Source organism: Thiobaca trueperi (genome assembly GCF_004342175.1).
In the GTDB taxonomy this organism is placed as follows: Bacteria; Pseudomonadota; Gammaproteobacteria; order Chromatiales; family Chromatiaceae; genus Thiobaca; species Thiobaca trueperi.
Map to the genome: position 1 here is coordinate 182,173 of NZ_SMAO01000007.1, position 19,805 is coordinate 201,977.

The 19,805-nt window shown below is 64.5% G+C and carries 15 protein-coding genes and 1 pseudogene; 8 read left to right on the top strand and 8 right to left on the bottom strand.

All coding sequences use genetic code 11. The annotated features are described in order from the left end of the window. Positions 1–9 precede the first annotated feature (9 nt). Both EDC35_RS13970 and EDC35_RS13975 read right to left on the bottom strand, forming a co-directional pair. Entirely contained in the window at positions 10–2,070 is a 2,061-nt protein-coding gene (locus tag EDC35_RS13970) for a thioredoxin domain-containing protein (protein ID WP_132977865.1), read from the bottom strand. Between the two features lie 82 nt (positions 2,071–2,152). After that, complete coding sequence (locus EDC35_RS13975; protein ID WP_132977866.1) at positions 2,153–4,000, bottom strand: penicillin-binding protein activator; 1,848 nt, start codon at positions 3,998–4,000, stop codon at positions 2,153–2,155. A 36-nt stretch (positions 4,001–4,036) separates the two neighbouring features. Here EDC35_RS13975 and rsmI point away from each other — a divergent pair, with 36 nt between their 5' ends. From rsmI to EDC35_RS14005, 6 genes are all read left to right on the top strand, one after another. Beyond that, positions 4,037–4,900, top strand: coding sequence for a 16S rRNA (cytidine(1402)-2'-O)-methyltransferase (gene rsmI / locus EDC35_RS13980; RefSeq protein WP_132977867.1), 864 nt, complete (start codon positions 4,037–4,039; stop codon positions 4,898–4,900). A gap of 124 nt (positions 4,901–5,024) precedes the next feature. Further along, the gene (gene zapD / locus EDC35_RS13985) at positions 5,025–5,792 is read left to right on the top strand and encodes a cell division protein ZapD (protein WP_243651679.1); all 768 of its coding nucleotides are present in this window, start codon (positions 5,025–5,027) and stop codon (positions 5,790–5,792) included. A 3-nt stretch (positions 5,793–5,795) separates the two neighbouring features. Beyond that, entirely contained in the window at positions 5,796–6,002 is a 207-nt protein-coding gene (locus tag EDC35_RS13990; RefSeq protein WP_132977868.1) for a DNA gyrase inhibitor YacG, read from the top strand. Between the two features lie 2 nt (positions 6,003–6,004). Then, entirely contained in the window at positions 6,005–6,793 is a 789-nt protein-coding gene (cysE, locus tag EDC35_RS13995; RefSeq protein WP_132977916.1) for a serine O-acetyltransferase, read from the top strand. Between the two features lie 248 nt (positions 6,794–7,041). Continuing rightward, complete coding sequence (locus tag EDC35_RS14000; RefSeq protein ID WP_132977869.1) at positions 7,042–7,521, top strand: Fe-S cluster assembly transcription factor; 480 nt, start codon at positions 7,042–7,044, stop codon at positions 7,519–7,521. 113 nt (positions 7,522–7,634) lie between these two features. Continuing rightward, positions 7,635–8,189 carry an iron-sulfur cluster co-chaperone HscB C-terminal domain-containing protein gene (locus tag EDC35_RS14005; protein WP_243651681.1) on the top strand — a complete coding sequence of 185 codons (555 nt, stop codon included), beginning with the start codon at positions 7,635–7,637 and terminating at the stop codon, positions 8,187–8,189. Here the strand turns inward: EDC35_RS14005 and EDC35_RS14010 are convergent. Then, complete coding sequence (locus EDC35_RS14010; protein WP_132977871.1) at positions 8,169–8,597, bottom strand: rhodanese-like domain-containing protein; 429 nt, start codon at positions 8,595–8,597, stop codon at positions 8,169–8,171. The genes EDC35_RS14005 and EDC35_RS14010 overlap by 21 nt on opposite strands. 145 nt (positions 8,598–8,742) lie before the next feature. Between EDC35_RS14010 and EDC35_RS14015 the strand changes: the two genes are divergently transcribed. Further along, a complete protein-coding gene (locus EDC35_RS14015) occupies positions 8,743–9,717 on the top strand; it encodes a lysophospholipid acyltransferase family protein (protein ID WP_243651683.1) in 975 nt (324 codons plus the stop codon). Between the two features lie 173 nt (positions 9,718–9,890). After that, positions 9,891–10,311: pseudogene (gene tnpA, locus EDC35_RS14020) on the top strand (IS200/IS605 family transposase). Positions 10,312–10,449: 138 nt separating this feature from the next. On the opposite strand, the gene EDC35_RS14025 reads toward tnpA, so the two are convergent. The 5 genes from EDC35_RS14025 to EDC35_RS14045 all read right to left on the bottom strand — a co-directional run bounded on the left by EDC35_RS14025 (position 10,450) and on the right by EDC35_RS14045 (position 19,446). Then, positions 10,450–13,536: an efflux RND transporter permease subunit gene (locus EDC35_RS14025; RefSeq protein WP_132977873.1), complete on the bottom strand. Its 3,087-nt coding sequence runs from the start codon at positions 13,534–13,536 to the stop codon at positions 10,450–10,452. Beyond that, positions 13,533–14,639, bottom strand: a complete 1,107-nt coding sequence (locus EDC35_RS14030; RefSeq protein WP_132977874.1) for an efflux RND transporter periplasmic adaptor subunit — start codon at positions 14,637–14,639, stop codon at positions 13,533–13,535. The genes EDC35_RS14025 and EDC35_RS14030 overlap by 4 nt, the downstream gene beginning before the upstream one ends. 265 nt (positions 14,640–14,904) lie before the next feature. Next, complete coding sequence (gene gloB / locus EDC35_RS14035; protein WP_132977918.1) at positions 14,905–15,681, bottom strand: hydroxyacylglutathione hydrolase; 777 nt, start codon at positions 15,679–15,681, stop codon at positions 14,905–14,907. A gap of 177 nt (positions 15,682–15,858) precedes the next feature. Beyond that, positions 15,859–17,745: a 1-deoxy-D-xylulose-5-phosphate synthase gene (gene dxs, locus EDC35_RS14040; protein ID WP_132977875.1), complete on the bottom strand. Its 1,887-nt coding sequence runs from the start codon at positions 17,743–17,745 to the stop codon at positions 15,859–15,861. Between the two features lie 126 nt (positions 17,746–17,871). After that, positions 17,872–19,446: an AAA-like domain-containing protein gene (locus EDC35_RS14045; RefSeq protein ID WP_132977876.1), complete on the bottom strand. Its 1,575-nt coding sequence runs from the start codon at positions 19,444–19,446 to the stop codon at positions 17,872–17,874. Positions 19,447–19,805 lie beyond the last annotated feature (359 nt).

Consider the following 19,805-nt stretch of genomic DNA (forward strand, 5'->3'; position numbering starts at 1 on the left):
TACCTGAAATCAGCGTTCGGCAAGCGATTCGACCGGCGGCTCGCAGTGCGTTCCCCGGCAGCGATAGATCCGGGGCCGCTCGCCGGCTGACATGGCGGCGAGGGTTCCCGGCAGACCGGTCTCGTCTGAGGGGATGGCCAGCACCAGCCGGCGTGGTCGATAACCCTGCTGTGCCTGATGCTGCAGGGTCGCCAGCCTGTCATCGGCGGCGCGGATGATGAGGGTCTCGGGCGGCTCCAGATGTTCGTCCAGGGCGAACAGGAGTGTCGCATGGGCGTAAGGCATGCGCTGGATCGACTCGGCGGCCAGTTTGAGGGTGTTGGCGGCGGCATCCAGATAACGCGGCTCGCCGAGCAGATGGCCGAGACGCTGCAGGGCATGGGCGGCGATGCCGTTGCCGGCTGGCATGGATTCGTCGCCAAGTGGCTTGGGACGATGGATGAGCGGTTCGTGATCGCGTCCGGTGAACCAGAAACCGCCGCTTTGGGGATCGTGAAACTGATCCAGCAGCACCTCGGCGAGATCAATGGCGAAGCGCAGATCCGCCGCCGACCAGCGGGTCTGCAAGAGTTCCAGCAGGGCATCGAGCAGATTGGCGTAGTCGTCCAGATAGGCGTTGAGATGGGCCACGCCGTCCCGGCAGGTCGCCAGCAGCCGCCCGTCGCGCCAGAGTGTCAGGCGGATGAAGCGCAGCGACTGTTCCGCCGATTCCAGATAATCGGGCCGCTCCAGCACCCGCGCGGCGCGGGCCATGCCCTTGATTGCCAGGGCATTCCAGGCGGTGAGGATCTTCTCGTCGCGACCGGGATGCACGCGCCGTTCGCGCTCGACATAGAGCGTCGCGCGGGCGCTCGCCAGCCGCGCCTCGATCTCGGCGAGATCCAGCCCCTGTTCGGCGGCGACTTCGGCGGGTGTCCGGTAGCCGTGCAGATGCCAGCGGCCCTCAAAGTTGGCGGGTAGGTTCAGGCCATAGACGGCGGCGAAGGGCGCGTACTCGGCCTCGCTCAACAGCGTCTGCACCTGTGCGCGGTCCCAGACATGAAAGCGGCCTTCGTGACCCTCGCTGTCGGCGTCCAGGGACGAGTAATAACCGCCCTCGGGCGACTGCATCTCGCGCAGGATCCAGTCGGCGGTTGAGTGCGCGGCATCGCGAAACAGCGGTTCGCCGGTCGCGGTGAAGGCGTCGCAGCAGAGCGCCAGCAGCGGGCCGTTGTCATAGAGCATCTTCTCGAAGTGCGGGATCATCCACTGCGCATCGACCGAATAGCGGCAGAAACCGCCGCCGAGCTGGTCGGTGAGCCCGCCCCGGATCATGCGCTCCAGGGTGAAGGCCGCCATCCGCAGCGCCCGCTGGTCGGGCTGACCCTGGGCGAGCGTGGCGGCATACCGCCTGAACAGCAGTTCCAGGTTGGTCGCATGCGGAAACTTGGGCGCATCGCCGAACCCGCCGTGCTCGGCATCGAAGCTGGCGGCAAGCTGACGCAGCGCGGTGTTCAGCAGTGCGGCATCCGGCAGCTTTCCGGCGGCGATGGGTTCCAGCTCGGCCAGCGCCGCCATCAGACCCTGATTCTGCTGGCGGATGGCCTCGGGCTGTTCGCGATAGGCCCGCTCGACCCCTTCCAGCAACTGGCCGAATGAGGGCAGACCGAAACGCGCCTCGCGTGGGAAATAGGTGCCGGCGAAGAATGGCGTATGGTCGTCAGGGGTCAGAAAGACCGTCAGCGGCCAGCCGCCGGTGCGCTGACTGAGCAACTGATGCGCGCTCTGATAGATCCGGTCCAGATCAGGGCGTTCCTCGCGGTCCACCTTGATGTTGATGAAGAGCCGGTTCATCAGCTCCGCTGTTGCGGGATCCTCGAAGGATTCATGCGCCATCACATGGCACCAGTGGCAGGCCGAATAACCGATGGAGAGCAGGATCGGACGATCCTGCTCACGGGCGAGAGTCAGCGCCTCGTCGCACCAGGGCCACCAGTCCACCGGATTGCGGGCGTGCTGCTGGAGATAGGGGCTGGTGGTCGCGGCCAGCCGGTTGGCTGGCGCGGGGGGGTGTGGCGTTGCGATCGACATGGGCGGAGCCTCCTGGTTTTGTGACTGAGGTGGGACATCTGACCATGAATCTGAACCGAATCCGGACTGCCAGCCATCCTGTTCAGTCCGCATCAAGCGCGTGACCGGGTGCGCGCGGCTCCACCGGCGCATCGGCCAGTTGTGGCCCGGTTTCGGTGAAGCGTCCCAACTCAAGCTGGCGCTGGATGCGCCCCAGACTGTTGATCGAGAGTCCGCCAGTCTGGCCGGGGTAATAGGCGCCGGGGTTTTTGGCCAGATTGGTGAGGCGTGGCGCCAGCCGGTAGGCATCGACGCCCATGGCATGGAGTCGCGCCAGCGGGTCGGCGCTGTTGCTCAGGCGACGGCGCGAGAGCGGGCCATCTCCGCCGACATCGAACATCCAGGGGATATCGACGAAATAGAGTCCGACCAGTCCGGCATCCCGTTTGGGGTCGAAATCGCCTACATAGACATGCGAGGTGGAGATGACCGTCAGCGGGCGCGTTGACGCAGTGCGGATCGCCGGATGGATCCGGCGCGCCATGTCCGCCGTTGCGACCAGGAACAGCAGGTCGGCGGATTGACCGTCAAGCAGTTTCTGCGCTGTTTTCTCATGGCTGGCTGCCACCGGGTTGAAGCTGGACTGTCCCGCCAGGATACCGCCCAGACTCAGCCATTGCTGGCGAAAGGCGCTGGCCAGACGGTTGCCCCAGGCACCTTCCGGATAGAGCAGCAGGGCGCGTTTCAAGCCGCGCGCGAAGGCTTTGTTGGCGACCTCGGCGGCCTCGTTTTCGGGCGAGAGCGAAAACTGGAAGAGGTTGTCGGTACGTCGCTCGGCACGGGTGCTTTCGTTCAGGGCCAGTGTTGGGACTTTCAGCGTCCGTTCACTGGCGAGCGCATCCACTGCCGGCTTCTCCAGGGGGCCGATGACATAGTGCGCCCCGTCTTTGATGGCCCTGGCATGAATGGCGCCGACACGTCCGGCGTTGGTGCTGTCGGCGAACTCCAGGCGTGGCTGCGGGGCACCCGTATCGACACGGCTGGCGGCTTCGATGCCTTCTCTGACGGCCTTGGCGGCAGCGGCGAAGCGGCCACTGCGGGGAAGCATGACCGTGACCCGATCGCCGCTTTGATAGCCGCCCGACAGATTCCGGCTGTAGGCGCGCGCCAACTCGGGCAATGCGGGATGTCCGCTGCGGCCCCGTTGCCACTGGCGGTAACGGATCTCAAGCTGTGACGGATCAGCGCCGGCCTGCCGGGTCAGGAGGGCGATCTCGGCCCAGCCCCGCATGGCCCAACTGCCCGTGCGGGTCAGTTTCTGTAACTCGGCCTGGGGCAGGGTGTTCAGGGTCGAGAGCAGCGAGACCTGATTGACCAGGCGCTGATCGTTCTGCTCCAGCAGCCGGTCCAGATCGTTCAAGGTCTTGGCGGCATCGAGCGGCGAGCTGGCGAGTCGCTGGGCGGAGGCCAGGGTGCCGAGTCGCCGGGCCTTGAGATCGCGCGGCAGCGACTGAACCTGCATGCGCCCCAGAAATCTGGTCGCATCCTGCGGACGCCCCGTCAGCAGCGCCAGATCCGCCTGGGCGAGCAGCATCATCTCGCGCTGGGTCGCCGTGAGTTCCTGACTGGGGATGGCGTCAAGCGTCTGGCGGGCGGGAGCGGTCTGACCGGCGGAGAGATAGGCATCGACGGCCTTGAGCTGAAGCTGTGCTCGCGCGGGCGGTCGCGCCTTGCCAGCCAGATCGAGATACAGCTTGGCGGCTTCCGTCGCCTTGCCCTGGGCTTCAAGGGTGGTGGCCTGAGTCAGCGCGGCACCGGGAACCGTTGCCAGAACTTTGGATTCGTCGAGTGCCGGGCTGGTGGCGCAGCCGGACAGACCGAGAACCAGAAGCAGGGGTGTCAGCCACGCCAGAGTGGACAGGCGGTCATGAGTCACGCGATTCTTGGGCATGATCCGTTCCGTTTGAGAGGCTCTCGGGGGCACAAGATGCAGCAAAGAAGTGGGCTACTATACGTGGTCGCCACGCCGATCGGCAATCTTGCCGACCTTACCGAGCGCGCGCGCCGGATCCTGTCCGAGGTCGATCTGATCGCCGCCGAGGACACCCGCGAGACCCTGCGGCTCCTGAACCATTGCGGGATTTCGGCCAGTCTCATTGCCTATCACGACCACAACGAAACCGCGACCGCGCCGCGTCTGCTGGCGGCGCTGGAGGAAGGGCGCGACGTGGCACTGGTCTCGGATGCCGGGACGCCGCTGATCAGCGATCCCGGTTACAGTCTGGTCGCGGCGGCGCGTGAGCGGGGTCTGACCGTGGTTCCGGTACCGGGCGCCAGCGCTGCCATCTGCGCACTCTCGGCGGCGGGCCTGCCGAGTGATCGCTTTCTCTTTCTCGGCTTTCCGCCGCGCACCCGTTCCCAGCGCCAGTCCTGGCTGGAGGCGGTGATCGCCGAACCCGGTACGCTCATCCTCTATGAAAGCGGAAAACGGGCCGGTGAGACGCTCGCCGACATCGGCGCGGTACTGGGTGAGAACCGCCGCGTGGTGCTGGCGCGCGAACTCACCAAACGCTTCGAGACCTTCCTCTTCGGTTCGCCGCACGAGCTGGCGCAGCGATTGGAGACCGATCCCGAACAGCGGCTCGGCGAGCTGGTCATCCTGGTGGAAGGCCGGCGCGAGGCCGTCGAGGGGGATCGCGCCGAGCAGGAGCGCGTCCTGCGCATTCTTGGCGAGACCCTGCCGCTCAGTCAGGCCGCCGCCCTGGCCGCGCGCTTGACCGGCGCCAAAAAAAACGCACTCTATCGACTTGGGATCGAACTGGGATTGGGGACGTCCGTCTGCGATTCGTGACATCGCCCGGCGAAACCGGGAGAATCACGGCATTCCAGCCGTGCGGTGTTTCGATCTCCGCGTCGCGCGGGGTTTGCCGCCGGGTCGGTCAGCATTCCGCCAGTCTGTGAGACGAGACATCGCCGTGTCGACATTGATGATCTTCGAACATCCGCTCAACGAACGTATCCGCACCTTGCTGCGGCTTGAACACCTGTTCGGGCAATTGGATCATTTCGTTCCTCAACCCAGCCCCTGGGCCGCCCGCGCCGCCATCGGCGCGTTGCTGGAGATCGCCGACATCGTCGCGTGCGCGGATGTCAGAAACGAACTGCTGAAGGAACTTGACCGGCATATCGCCATCCTGAATCGTCTCGCGCACCAGCGCGGCGTCGATCCGGGCATGCTGGCGGATGTGGTGGGCAATCTCGAAGCGGCTGTCGCCGATCTTCAGGAAGTCAGCGGATCGCTTGGGCGGCGCGCCCGCGAAGACGATTTTCTCAAGACCATTCTGCATCGCGTCAGCATTCCGGGTGGAACCTGTAGCTTTGACCTGCCTCATTTTCACTCCTGGCTGCTTCAGCCGCCGGACGTTCGCCAGGCCGGTTTTACCGGCTGGCTGTCAGACCTCAGACCCGCCAGCGCGGCCATTCAACTGGTGCTGTCGTTGATCAGAACCAGCGCCCGACCGCAGTCCATGCTGGCCGGGAGGGGTCTTTTTCAGGAGGCTCTGGATCCGCAGGTTCCGTTGCAGATGCTGTGCATCGGACTCGACCCTGCCGCTTGCGTCTATCCTGAAATCAGCGGACACCATAATCGCTTCAATATCCGGTTCATGCATGCCTGGCCCGATGGACGATCCACGCCCTGTCAGGAAGACATCCCGTTCAATTTAACCTGCTGTGTCCTTTGATTCATGACCACGACTGTCACCTGTCCCCACTGCGGCAAACCGGTTGAATGGACCCCCGCCGCCACCTGGCGACCTTTTTGCAGCCGCCGCTGCCGTCTGATCGACCTGGGCGACTGGCTGGATGAAAACCATCGGATCGCCGACGCCACGGATGCCCCGGGCGAGGATCCGCCTCCATCCCAACATGAAACCGGGCCAGCCTGGCACTGATGATGTTTGACCGACTGCAAGAGGATATCGCCTGCGTCTTCGAGCGCGATCCGGCGGCGCGCACGCGCTTTGAGGTGCTCACGACCTATCCCGGCGTCCATGCCATTCTGGTGCATCGGCTCGCCCACCGTCTCTGGCGGCGCAATCTCAAATGGCTGGCGCGCGTGCTCGCGAATGTCGCGCGGCTCTTCACCGGCATCGAAATCCATCCGGGCGCGGTGATCGGACGGCGCTTTTTCATCGATCACGGCATGGGCGTGGTGATCGGCGAGACGGCGGTGATCGGCGACGACTGCACGCTGTATCACGGTGTCACGCTCGGCGGCACCACCTGGCAGAAAGGCAAGCGTCATCCGACCCTGGGGCGCGATGTGGTGGTGGGCGCCGGGGCCAAGGTGCTGGGGCCGATTGAGATCGGCGAGGGGGCGCGAATCGGCTCCAATGCGGTCGTCGTCAAATCGGTGCCGCCTGGCGCGACGGCAGTGGGTGTGCCCGGACGCATCATCGAGCCTGCCGGGGATGCGGCGACCCGGCGGCGCGCCGATACCGCCAAACGCATCGGCTTCGATGCCTATGGCGCAACCCGGGATGTCCCGGATCCGGTCGCCAACGCCATCAACCGGATGCTGGATCATATTCATCACATGGACCGGCGCATGGAGGCGATGTCGCGCGCGCTGGAGGCGCAGGGCATCATGCGCCATTTCGAGCATGACGCCGATCTGGACCAGATGGAACTGCCGTCGGCAACGGTAGCCGATGCACCCGCTGCCGACACCCCTCAAACCTGAGGGGCTTAATTGATCGTTCTGGTCGGGTAACGTATCATGCTTAAACTGCATTCAGCGCGAGATGCTGAATTTCGATTGAGTTCGAAGTTTGGTGCATCCACGGCCTTTGGCGGGGACGCCGTTTAAAATATTTTTTAAACCGCGCCAACTCCCATGGTCGCCGAAGCTGCCAAGATCGATCCAACACAAAAACATCGCATACCATACCGGGCGCGGTTTAAAAATCTTGATGCAGGAGTGCGTTGCACGTGAGACTGACGACCAAAGGCCGCTATGCCGTGACCGCCATGCTGGATCTGGCGATCCATCAGGGGCAGGGACCGATCGCGCTGGCCGACATCGCCCAGCGTCAGGGAATTTCGCTGTCTTATCTGGAGCAGCTTTTCGCCAAGCTGCGCAAGCGCACGCTGGTGACCAGCGTGCGCGGTCCCGGCGGCGGTTACAATCTGGCCCGTCCGGCGTCTGACATTCCGGTGGCCGAGGTGATTGCGGCAGTGGACGAAAGCGTGGACACTACGCGCTGTGGCGGCGGTCATAACTGTCAGAACAACGGGCCTTGCCTCACGCATGCGCTCTGGTATGACCTGAGCAATCTCATCTACGAACACCTCAGTCAGATCAGTCTTCAGCAACTGGTGGACCGTCGCGACGATCTGGACGAGCATCCACCAACCAATTGCGCGACCGTCGATGTCAAGCTGGGCGTCTCGCGTCTTGCGAGCGCCTGAATGCGCGCGGGCAGCGGTTTGCAATGATCTGTAGCGCCCGGTTTGTGCAGGCTGGACGGCAGCGTCAGCCTGGTCGTACCCTTGTGCGTTGTCTGTGAATGTCGGTTCGGTTCATGGTACTGAACTCAGCTAAAAACTATTTTCAGCTCTTCGATCTGCCGGTGGGCTTCGTGGTTGATACCGGTCTGCTGGCCGAGCGTTATCGCGCCCTGTTGAGAGCGGCGCGGGAAGAGGATGATCAGGCCGGTGACCTGATCGATAGCAGCAGTGTTGCGCTGGCTCTGATGCGGATCGATGAGGCCCATCGCGTTCTCGCCGATCCGCAGAGCCGGGCGGAATATCTGCTTGATCTCTATGCGGACGATCAGGCAATGGATCCGGATCCTGGCGAGACGCCCGGCAATGGCGGCGCGCTGCTGATGGAGCAGATGGAGCTGCGCGCGATTCTGGCTGAGGCGGCCAACCGCCCGGATGCCGCGACAGCGGTTGCTGAGGTGCTGACGCAGTTGGCGGAGAAGGGCGCGGCGCTGGACAAGGAACTCCAGGATCTGTTCGCCGACCCCTCGCCACGCAACCTCTGCGCCGCACGCGAAATTCTGCGCCAGCTTCAGTTCCTTGGCCGGTGTCGGCGCGATGCCGAGAACCGTTCAGCACTGCTCCCAGGGTAGACCGCGAAAGCGCCAACCGCCGAGACTGTTGCGGTGATGGTGTTCGTCAAGATCGCCCTCGAACCCTTCATCGATGTGATAGACCGATTTGAGTCCCTCCTGGATCAACATTCTGCCGGCTTCGAGCGAGCGTTTGCCGCTGCGGCAGATGAGAATGACCGGCGCGCCGGAGTCGCTGGTTTCGCCACCGACGCCACCGAGCAGCAGTTTGCGGATCTCGGTGACGAAATGGGGGTTGACCACCCAGTCCGGCTCATCGATCCAGGGGATGTGAACGGCGCCTTTGGGGTGGCCGACGAAGAGAAACTCCATCGACGAACGGATATCGACCAGAACCGCCTGCGGATGCGATTCCAGCATGTCCATTGCTTCCTGGGGGCTCAGATTCTTGGGTTGGTCGCCGGTCATGCAGAGGTTCCTCGTGTGACGATGATGGTCGCTGCGATGCGGTTGGCATGTCGTGAACCGCCGCGCGGGATGCGCAGTGTAGCAATTGGTCCGGCGCTGTCACCTGTGGCGACCTGACCGAACCCTTTTCTCCGGGAGATGTGTGGTGGCGAATCAATCAAGGCGCAAGCGGCGTCCGGCTGTGCTGGCGTTCAAGGATCGTCTGGCGCGTGTGCTCATGCATCTGGTCTCGCGTCTGCCGCTGTCATGGATCCATCGGCTGGGCGCTGCCGCCGGTCTGCTGGCGGCGCACTGGCCCAACCGACAGCGTCGTAACGCGCTTCTCAATCTCGCGCTCTGTCTGCCGGACCTGACCCCGGACGAACAGATCCGTCTGCGCGACCGGAATCTCAGGGAGTTCGGCAAGACTTATTTTGAGATCGCCTATCTCTGGCTGCGTCCGGCTGAACAGGCATTGTCCCTGGTGCGCGAGGTCAGGGGGGCTGAACTGCTCAAGCGCGAGCCGGGCCGGGGGCTGATCGTGCTCTCGCCGCATCTCGGCGCCTGGGAGCTGGCCGGTCTCTATCTGGCGGCGCAGGGACCAACGGCCATCTTCTATAAACCCCAGACCTATCTCGACGACATGATCCGCGCCGCGCGCGCCCGCAGCGGCGCCGAGCTGGCCCCGATCACCGCCAAGGGCATCCGGGTGCTGGTCCAGTCGCTGGAGCGTGGCGACTATGTGGGGATCCTCCCGGATCAGGAGCCAAAGGCCGACAAAGGTGCCGTCTTCGCGCCCTTTTTCGGGATACCTGCTTTTACCATGCTGCTGGTCAACCGTCTGGCGCGCCGCACCGGGGCGCCGGTCATCTTCATGTTCGCCGAACGTCTGGCGCGGGACGCCGGATTCAGGATTCACTGCATCCGGGCGCCCGAGGGGATCGACAGCGAGGACGATGTCGAAGCCGCGACCGCACTCAATCGCGGGATCGAGCAATGCGTCATGACCTGCCCCGAGCAGTATCTGTGGCCCTACAAGCGTTTCCGTCGCCGCCCGGATGGCGCGCCCAAGATCTATACCGGCGCACTGGGCGATGACTCGGCCTTCGCGGTTGTCGAGCGCGTCAGGCACGCCGGTTGACCTGATGCGCGTCCAAAATAGACAGGATTAACAGGATTTCAACTTATTGTTTTTAATAAAATGAGAAATCCCCCGGCTTTGCCGGGGTGACCGTAGCAGTTTGACATTTCCGGGAGTCCATCGGGGACACTCCGCCGCGTGAGCCGCCAAGCACACGATTGAGGAGAGTCCCGATGGACGACTTTGACAGCCTAAGCCACTCCAAGTGGGAGTGTAAATATCATATTGTGTTTATCCCGAAGTGTCGCCGGAAGGTGTTGTACGGACAGCTCCGCGCCCATCTCGGCGAGGTGTTTCACAAGCTCGCGCGGCACAAGGAGAGCCGCATTGAGGAGGGGCACCTCCTGGCCGACCATGTTCATATGTTGATTGCGATTCCACCGAAGTATGCCGTGTCCGAAGTGGTTGGTTACATCAAGGGCAAGAGCGCCATCCATTTGGCACGGGTCTACGGTGAGCGGCAACGTAACTCTCGAGGCCAGCATTTCTGGGCGCGCGGGTACTTTGTCTCGACGGTGGGTCGGGATGAGGCGGTGATTCGCGCCTACATCCAGTACCAAGAGGCGCGAAGACCAGCGCCTCGAACAGCGCTGACTTGCCGCCTTTAGGCGGCCCAAGAACCGTGGGGCCGCGTTAGCGACCCCTTGCCGCTTTGAGCGGCTCACGAATTCAAAGCCCCCGGCTCTGCCGGGGGATGGTTACTCCTGTTAATCCTGTCCAAATTATTTAGAGTCATCCGGCCTCTGACTGCCGGCCATGATTGGCCCGATGCATCCAGTCGCCAACCCGGCGCAGGATGCCGACCAGATCGTCGATGAAGGTGAAGACGACCGGGATCACCAGCAGCGACAGCAGTGTCGAGGTCAGCAGACCGCCGATGACGGCAATCGCCATCGGTGAGCGGAAGCTCGGCTCGGCGCCCCAGCCGAGCGCAATCGGCAGCATGCCGGCGACCATGGCGATGGTGGTCATGAGGATCGGGCGAGCGCGTTTGTGACAGGCGTCGAGCAGCGCCTCACGTCGGGCCAGTCCATGCTCGCGACGGGCCATGACGGCGTATTCGACCAGCAGGATCGAGTTCTTGGTGACGATGCCCATCAGCATCAGCACCCCGATGATCGATGGCATCGAAAAGCTGTTGTGGGTCAGCAGCAGGGCGGCGAAGGCGCCGCCGACCGACAGCGGCAGCGCGGCGAGGATGGTCGCCGGTTGCAGGAAATCGTGGAACAGCAATACCAGCACGATATAAATACAGAGCACGCCGGTCAGCATCGCGGTGCCGAAGCCGCCGAAGACCTCGGCCATGCGCTCGGCGTCGCCGGAGGCCGGTCGCTCGATCCCCGGCGGCAGACGCAGCAGTGAGGGCAGTTGATCGACCTCGGCCAGCACCTCGCCGACGGTGCGCCCGGCCAGCTCGACCTGGATGGTGATGTTGCGGTTGCGGTCCAGACGTTCGATCTGCGCCGGGCCGCTGCTCAGACGCACCCCGGCCACCGCGCTCAGGGGCACCTGCCCCGACCAGGCGGGCAGACGCAGTTGGGCGATGGCGTCCAGATCGCGCCGCAGCTCGGGATCCAGACGCACCCGGATCGGGATCTGCCGCTGGGGCAGATTGAGCTTGGGCAGTTGCACCGCGAAGTCGCCGGCGGTCGCGACCCGGATCGCGGTGGCGATGGCCGCCGTCGTCACGCCCAGATCGGCGGCGCGGGCGAAGTCCACGTCCACATGGATCTCGGGGCGTTGCAGACTGGCGTTGGAGGTGACGTTGCCGACGCGGGGCAGGGTGCGCAGATCGCGTTCGACGGCCTGACTGGTGCGCTCCAGCAACTCCGGGTCGTCGCCCGCCAGCACCACTTGCAGCCGTTCGCCCACATCGCCCAGACCCACCGAGAGACGCACGCCGGGCAGTTCGCGCAGGCGCTCGCGGATCTCCTGCTCGATGGCGGCCTGCTTGCGCGGGCGATCATGGCGATGCTTGAGGTTGATCATCAGTGACGCCTTGCGCACATCCGTGCTGCCGCCTTCGGCAAAGGGTCCGCCGCCGGCGATGGCGCCGACCGTCGTAAAAATGCGGGTGATGTCGTCGATGGGCGCGATCAGCTCGCGCGCCCGTTCTGCCGCCGCGCGCGTTTCCTCCAAGGTACTGCCCGGTGCGAGTTCGAGCTTGACGGCGGTCTGGTTGCGGTCGGAGGGCGGGATGAAGCCGGTCGGCAGCAGCGGCACCAGCGACAGCGAGCCGGCGAAGAAGAGCACCGCCGCCAGCAGCGTGGTCTTGCGGTGTCCCAGACACCAGTCCGCCGTCGCGAGATAGACGCGCATCAGCCGCCCGTCGGCGATGCCGGGACCGCGCGGTTTGAGGGTATAGGCGGACATCATGGGGGTCAGCAGGCGCGCGACCACCAGCGAGAAAAAGACCGCGACGGCGGCGGTGATGCCGAACTCGCGGAAGAATTTGCCGGGCACCCCGCCCATGAAGGCGGTCGGCAGAAACACAGCCACCAGGGTCAGGCTGGTGGCGATGACGGCCAGACCGATCTCGTCGGCAGCCTCGGTGGCGGCCTGGATCGGCCCCTTGCCCATGCGCAGATGACGCACGATGTTCTCGATCTCGACGATGGCGTCATCGACCAGGATGCCGACCACCAGCGCCAGCGAGAGCAGGGTCAGACCGTTGAGACTGAAGCCGAGCCAGTGAATGACGGCGAAGGTCGGGATGATCGAGAGTGGCAGGGCGGCGGCGGCAACCAGGGTGGCGCGCCAGTCGCGCAGGAACCACAGCACCACCAGCACAGCGAGCAGGGCACCTTCGTAGAGCAGCTCCATCGAGCCCTGAAAGTTGTCCTCGACCGGCGCGACCGTGTTGTAAGCCTCGTCGATGCTGACCTGCGGAAAGCGCAGGTTCAGCTCCGCCACGGCACGGCGTACCCGCTCGGCCACCTCAACCTCGCTGGATCCTTTCAGACGGCTCACCGAGAAGCCGACGACCGGCTTGCCGTCAAGCAGGGCATAGGCGGTGCGCTCGGCGATGCTGTCATGCACCTGGGCGATCTGGTCGAGACGCACACTGCGCCCGTTGGTCAAAGGGATGTCGAGCGCGGCGATAGCGGCGATGTCGCGCACTGCACCAAGCGTGCGCACCGACTGTACCCCGTCGCCGATGTCGCCGCGTCCGCCGGAGGCGTCCTGCTGCACCTGTTTGAGCCGTGCCGAGATGTCCGAGGCCGTCACCCCGAGCGCGGCCATCCGCGTGGGGTCCAGATCCACTCCGACCTCGCGCTCGACGCCACCGACCCGATCGACGGCCCCGACCCCTTTGACTGCGAGCAGCGCCTTGCTGATCTCGTTATCGACGAACCAGGACAGCGCCTCTTCGTCCAGACGCTCGGAGGCGACCGTGAAGGTGACGATGGCGCTGCCGGCGGTCGTCACCTTGGAGACGACCGGATCGGTCATGTCCTGCGGCAGATCAGCGCGCACGCTGTCAACCGCGTTGCGCACATCGTTCAGGGCCGTTTCGATGGGGACATCGATATCGAAATCGATCTGGATCCGCGCGCTGCCGTCGCTCAGTGTGGTGTGGATGTGCTTGACGCCGCCGAGGGTCGCAACCTCGTTTTCGATCTTGCGCGCGACATCGGTTTCGAGCTGGGCCGGTGCCGCGCCTTCGAGCTGGGCGTTGACGATGATGCGGGGGAGTTCGATGTCCGGGAAATTCTGGATCCCGAGCGCGCGAAAGCCCGCCAGACCCAGCAGGGTCAGCATCGCGAAGAGCAGGATGGCGGGAACCGGGTTACGGATCGACCAGGCGGAAACATTCATGGATGCGTCACCGCCGCAGGATCGGTCGCGGCGAGACGCACGCTGTCCCCATCGTTGAGGAAGGCGCCGCCGGTCATCACGAGCGGGACCGGGGCCGTCAGCCCGGAGACGATCTCGACCCGGTTGTCGGCGCGGCGTCCGGTGACGATCTTGTGCTGGATCACATGGCGGTCATCGCCGACCGCGAAGACATAGCTGTTGCCATCGCGCCAGACCACGACCGATTCGGGCACCGTGAGCGCGGACGATTCGCCGACGATGATCTCGCCGCGCGCAAAATCGCCGGCGCGGGCCGCGCCGGGATCGGTCAGATCGATATAGACCAGCGCCAGACGGGTTGCGGGATCGAAGGTCGGTGCGGGCATGCGCACCACGCCGTTCAGGATCCCCCCCCCGAGACGGATGCGCGCCGCCTGACCGGGACGGATCTGCGCAAGCTGATCGGCCATGACCTCGGCGCGCCATTCGATACGGTTCTGACGCACCAGCCGAAACAGCTCGGCGCCGGCCTGCACCACGCTGCCGAGCGTGACGCTGCGTGAGGAGATGACCCCATCGTCAACGGCGCGGATGTGGGTCTGATCGAGCCGGATCTGCTGTCCCCTGAGCTGCGCCTCAGCGGCAGCCAGATTGGCCTTGGCGCTTTCCTCGGCGACCAGATACTGCTTGCTCTGCTGTTCGGAGAGGGTTGGACGTCCGGCCAGCTCGCGCGCCCGCCGTCCGTTGTCCTGGGCCTCGGAGAGCGCGGCCCGCGCCTGCTCCACCCGTGCTTCCTGGAGGGCCAGATCCGCGAGCACGGTCTCCTGCGCCAATCGCGCCAGTTCGTCGCCGCGTTTGACCACGGAGCCCACATCGGCTGACAGCGCGACCACGCGCAGACCGCCGATCTCAGCGGCGACCACGGCCTCCTGCCAGGCGCTCAGACTGCCGTTGGCCGGGATCGTGATCGGCCAGGTCTCGACACGGGGGATCACGGTTGTCACTGTGAGCGCCGCGTTCGCGGGCTCCGTCGGCTTGGCGGTTGCCGCGAACGCGAGGATCGGCAGGATCAGTAAGATCGCGAGGCAATGGATGAGGATGGATCGGCTCTGGCGTGCATTCATACAAAAACTGGATGACGACCTCGTAAAGGGGGTGACGGCGCGGTGGTCTATGTCGGGGCAAATCGGACGCTATCGAGTGGGAGGAAGAGCAGGGCGCTCCGGTCTGCGGCCTGCAATCTGGAGATCGCTTGAGTAGGCAGAAGGTTTCGCGTTGCCAGGAGTCAGGGATGAATCAATGTTTCTTCCAATGCCTGCTGTGAGTCGATCCGCGCTGTGGTCTTAAGCCCTGAATGCATAACGAACTTTGGACCGCACGAAATACCCGTCAATCGTATCGCTCGTCCTTCCAGCGCCGCAATGCTGTGAAGACCTCGGCGCTGGAGCCGAGCGAACGTCCGGCGAAACCTTCAGCGGCGGCGATGACGCCGGGCTCGCGGGTGCGCAAAAAGGGATTGGTTGCGCGTTCCAGATCAAGCCGGGAGGGAACTGTGGGCTGATCCAGGTCGCGCCGCTGCTGGTCGGCCAGGATGCGTGCGGCCAGCGCGGCGCTGTCCGGCTCCACCCAGCGCGCAAAGCCCAGATTGGCGAGGGTGTATTCGTGGGCGCAATGGCAGAGCGTTTCGCCGGGCAGTGCGGCGATGCGCTCCAGCGAGTGGGCGAGCTGCTCGAAGGTGCCGTCGAAAACCCGTCCGCAGCCGGCGGCAAAGAGCGTGTCGCCGCAGAAGAGCCGCCCTGCGCCGAGACAGGCGATGTGGGTGGCGGTATGGCCGGGTGTTTCCATGATGCTGAAGGCGGTGCTCAGGCCAGCCGGCTGAAGGCTGTCGCCCTCGCGCAGATGATCAGTCAGCAGGGGAATACGCCGGTCGTCCGGCCCATAGATGCGCAGAGCCGGAAAGGCCGCCAGCAGTTCGGCCAGTCCGCCGATGTGGTCCTGATGATGGTGCGTGACCAGCACCGCCGTCAGGGTCAGACCATCCGCCCGTAGTGTCTCGATGACCGGCTCGGCATCGCCCGGATCCACGACCGCCGCCGTGCCGACGCCTTCTGTCAGCAGCCAGATATAGTTGTCGTCAAAGGCGGGGATGGGGTGGACCTGGAGCATCATCGTCAGTTGTCGATTAAGGCGATTTTCCGCAAAACTCGTACCGGCGCTCACCTGAAATGGACAGGATTAACAGAATTTTCCAGGATGAGCAGGATTTTTCAAATGATTGTTTTTAATCCTGTTAATCCTGTCTAAATTGACGGCATTTCAGGTGGTCAGGAACTTTCCCTGAAATCATCCAAGTTCAGCCTGCACGCTGGCGATGATTCCGGGCGCGTCCAGTCCGCACATCGCAAGCTGTTCGGCGTGCTCGGCGTGGTCGATATAACGATCCGGCAGACCCAGATGAAGGCAGCGCACGACCAGACCCTGGCTGGAGAGGAATTCAGCCACGCCGCTCCCGGCCCCGCCAGCGATGGCGTTTTCTTCGAGCGTGACCAGGATGTCATGATCCCGCGCCAGATCCCGGATCAGTGCCTCATCAAGCGGTTTGACGAAACGCATGTTCGCCACCGTGGCGTTCAGGGTCTCAGCCGCTGTCAGCGCGGGTGCAACCAGACTGCCGAAGGCGAGCAGGGCAATCCGCTGGCCGGTGCGAACGATCTCACCGCGACCGATGGGCAGGGCGGGGGCGTCTGAATCAATCGTGACTCCGGGGCCGCCGCCGCGCGGATAGCGCACCATTGCCGGGCCTTCATATTCATAGGCGGTCTTGAGCATCCGCCGACATTCGTTTTCGTCCGACGGGGCCAAAATCAGCAGATTCGGGATGGGGCGACAAAAGCTCAGATCGAAGCTGCCGGCGTGGGTCGCGCCATCCGGCCCGACCAGTCCGCCGCGATCCACGGCAAAGGTGACATCCAGATTTTGCAGACAGACATCATGGACGAGCTGGTCGTAGGCGCGCTGCAGGAAGCTGGAATAGATGGCGACCACCGGCTTGAGCCCTTCGCAGGCCATGCCGGCGGCGAGTGTGACGGCATGCTGTTCGGCGATGCCGACATCGAAATAGCGGTCGGGGAAGCGTTTGGAGAAGGCGGTGAGTCCCGAGCCCTCGCACATGGCCGGGGTGATGCCGACCAGACGTTTGTCGGCGGCAGCGGCGTCGCACAGCCAGCCGCCGAAGATCTGGGTGTAGGTCGGCCCCTTGGCGGTGCCCTTGCGCAGCTCGCCGGTCTGGCGGTTGAAGGGCGTCACACCGTGATAGGTGGTCGGCTGACCCTCTGCCGGCTCGTAGCCGCGCCCCTTCCTGGTGACGACATGCAGCAGGCGCTGCCCCGGCATCTCCTTGATATTGCGCAGCGTCTTGATCATCGACGCCATGTCGTGGCCGTCGATGGGGCCGATATAATTGAAGCCCAGCTCCTCGAACAGGGTGCTCGGCATCAGCATGCCTTTGACATGCTCTTCCCAGCGACCGACCAGATGCCGCAACTGGGGCATGCCGGCGAGCGCGTTCTTGCTGCCTTCGCGCATGGAGGTATAGATCTTGCCGGAGAGCAGTCGCGACAGATGATTGCTGATGGCCCCGACCGGCGGCGAGATCGACATCTCGTTGTCGTTGAGGATGACGACCAGATCGATGTCCATCGACCCCGCATGATTGAGCGCCTCGAAGGCCATGCCTGCGCCGAGTGCGCCGTCGCCGATCACCGCGATCACCGTGCGCCGTTCACCGCGCTGCTTGGCCGCGAGCGCCATGCCGAGCGCGGCGCTGATGGAGGTGCTGGAGTGACCGACGCCGAAGCTGTCGTATTCGCTCTCGCAGCGTTTCGGAAAGCCCGAGAGACCGTCCTTCTGACGCATGCTGATCATGCGGTCGCGGCGTCCGGTGAGGATCTTGTGCGGATAGGCCTGGTGGCCCACGTCCCAGATCAGCCGGTCGTGCGGGGTGTCGAAGACATAATGCAGACCGATGGTCAGTTCCACCACGCCGAGCCCCGCCGCCAGATGGCCGCCGGTCTGGGAGACACATTCGACCAGGAAACCGCGCAGCTCGCTTGCGACCTCGGGAAGCAGGCTCTCGGGCAGGGCGCGCAGGTTGATCGGGCTGTTGATCGAATCAAGGAGTGAGCGGCGGTGGGAAACGACGCCGGAGTCGCTCAAGGTGCGGTGTGGCATGGTCTGAGTGTCTGTTTTTTGACAAGCGGCGTAGTTTAGACCAATCGCTGGACGGTTGCCCAAGCAAACCATGTCCGCTGTCCGCCGCCTTGACTGCGAATCCCTGCCGGACGTTCTGAATGGCGTTCAGGCGCGCACGATCTGGATTCGCCGGCCCTGCGGGCTGATCTGCTCGCTGCTGGTCGTCCGTTCGGCGATAGCTGGCTGTCCCGTCCGCCGGTCGAAGATCACCAGCCAGCCGGTTTCCAGTCCCAATCCGGCCAGATAACCATCCAATTGCATCAGACCCTGAGTCAGCGGGTCCGGGGCACCATCGCGCCAGACCTTGAGTTCGATCCCCAGCGTCACCGCGCCATAGCGCAGACAGAGATCCATGCGTCCCATGCCGATGGCATATTCGCGTTCCAGCGTCCCGCCGCCGTTGATGACCCGATGCAGAAAGGCCATCAGCACCAGATGCGGCGCGATCTCGTGATAGGGCGCGCTTTTGAGCAGCGGCTCGCCGTGCTGGCGCCAGAAGGCGAGGAAGGCATCGAGCAGAGCGTCGGGGTTCAGCGAACCGTCCGGATTGAGCCAGGTCGGGGCGATCCGGGGCAGCGAATCCTGCGGCCCGCTGGCCAGCGCACGCGGCAGGACTTCGCGGTAGATGGGATTGGCGACGATCAGACCGCCCGCGCCGTCTCGGCGCAACAGCCCCAGATCGACCAGATACTGACGATCATCCTCGGCCACTTCGCCCGGCTCGGTGCCGGCCAGCATCGGCTCGATGATCCGTCGCACCCGGGGCTCCTGCAATTTGTGCGCAAGCTGATCGAGATGGGTGACGCGCTCCAGGATCATCGACTCCTTGGCCTGATCGATCAGCTCCCGGGTAATCGGCTGGGTGCGGTCGCGGGCCGTGCGAATCTCGAAGCAGGCACGATAGGCCAGGGCATTGACCAGCCACGGCTGGCCCTGCGTCAACTCCCACACCCGGTCGAGCGCCTCCGGGGTGAACACCTGCCCGGTCTCGTGGGTATGTTCCAGCAGCAGGGTACGGGTCTCCCCGGCGCTGAAGTCGCCCAGTCGCAGCGACTTGGCCTTGATGTTGAAGGCACTGCCGCCGGTGATGGGTTCCGCTTCGGATGACGCATGAATCCGGTAGTCGCGCAGGTCGCGCACCCCGCAGAGGATGATCGTCTGCGGAAAGGCCGTCGGGCGCTGGGTGTAGCCGGCGCGCAACTGACGCAGCAGCGAGATCAGGGTATCGCCGACCAGGGCGTCCACCTCGTCGAGCAGCAGCACCAATGGCTGCGGGCTGTGCTGGCTCCAGGATTCCAGCAGCCCGCCGAGCATCCCCTCGGCGCTCCGCGCCGCCAGAGCCTCTTCGTTCCAGGCAAACAGGCGCTCATCGCCCGTGTAGAGACGGGCGGCGGCCGCGATCGTCCCGCAGATGGCGCGCATGCCGCGCGCCACATCCTCGCGCGCCGTCTGGGCGATTTCCAGATTGGCATAAACCGCCCGATAGCGCCCCTCGCGGTTCAGATGCTCCATCAGCGCCAGCAGGCAGGAGGTTTTGCCGGTCTGGCGTGGGGCGTGCAGCAGGAAATATTTTTCCTGGTTGATCAGATCGAGAACTTCCTCCAGGTTCCAGCGCGACAGGGGCGGCAGGCTGTAATGGCGGTCGGGGCGGACCGGGCCTTCGGTGGTGAAAAAGCGCATGGCGGGTCTCCAGATGGCGAGGGCGCGAGGCGTCAAGGATAACCCGGAGCGGTTCGGCCAGGGCCGTTCGCCCGCTGATCGGGGGATTGATTTTTGTGTGTAAGTTATGGCAGATTCGCCCGCGCGCCGAAAACCCTGCCGATCCTGTTGAATTCTGGGCCATCTCCACCGGAATGTTGACATGATGTCGTCCTGCCGCATCCTCATTGCCGAGCCGAGCCGAGCCGAGCCGAGCCGAGCCGAGCCGAGCCGCTGGCCGTTTTCCCCCGTTTTTCGCCGGGATCCATCCCGTTTGCCCATGCCGCCGTCAGGTGCGCCGAACGGGCGCCGGTGCGCCGTGATGGTCCGTCCTGACCGCC

Excerpts from the sequence above, each read along its gene's own strand:
- dxs (WP_132977875.1), bottom strand. The coding sequence starts at position 17,745 with ATGCCACACCGCACCTTGAGCGACTCCGGCGTCGTTTCCCACCGCCGC.
- EDC35_RS13970 (WP_132977865.1), bottom strand. The coding sequence starts at position 2,070 with ATGTCGATCGCAACGCCACACCCCCCCGCGCCAGCCAACCGGCTGGCC.
- EDC35_RS13990 (WP_132977868.1), top strand. The coding sequence starts at position 5,796 with ATGACCACGACTGTCACCTGTCCCCACTGCGGCAAACCGGTTGAATGG.
- gloB (WP_132977918.1), bottom strand. The coding sequence starts at position 15,681 with ATGCTCCAGGTCCACCCCATCCCCGCCTTTGACGACAACTATATCTGG.
- EDC35_RS14005 (WP_243651681.1), top strand. The coding sequence starts at position 7,635 with ATGGTACTGAACTCAGCTAAAAACTATTTTCAGCTCTTCGATCTGCCG.
- cysE (WP_132977916.1), top strand. The coding sequence starts at position 6,005 with ATGTTTGACCGACTGCAAGAGGATATCGCCTGCGTCTTCGAGCGCGAT.
- EDC35_RS14030 (WP_132977874.1), bottom strand. The coding sequence starts at position 14,639 with ATGAATGCACGCCAGAGCCGATCCATCCTCATCCATTGCCTCGCGATC.
- rsmI (WP_132977867.1), top strand. The coding sequence starts at position 4,037 with ATGCAGCAAAGAAGTGGGCTACTATACGTGGTCGCCACGCCGATCGGC.
- EDC35_RS13975 (WP_132977866.1), bottom strand. The coding sequence starts at position 4,000 with ATGCCCAAGAATCGCGTGACTCATGACCGCCTGTCCACTCTGGCGTGG.
- EDC35_RS14010 (WP_132977871.1), bottom strand. The coding sequence starts at position 8,597 with ATGACCGGCGACCAACCCAAGAATCTGAGCCCCCAGGAAGCAATGGAC.
- EDC35_RS14045 (WP_132977876.1), bottom strand. The coding sequence starts at position 19,446 with ATGCGCTTTTTCACCACCGAAGGCCCGGTCCGCCCCGACCGCCATTAC.
- EDC35_RS14025 (WP_132977873.1), bottom strand. The coding sequence starts at position 13,536 with ATGAATGTTTCCGCCTGGTCGATCCGTAACCCGGTTCCCGCCATCCTG.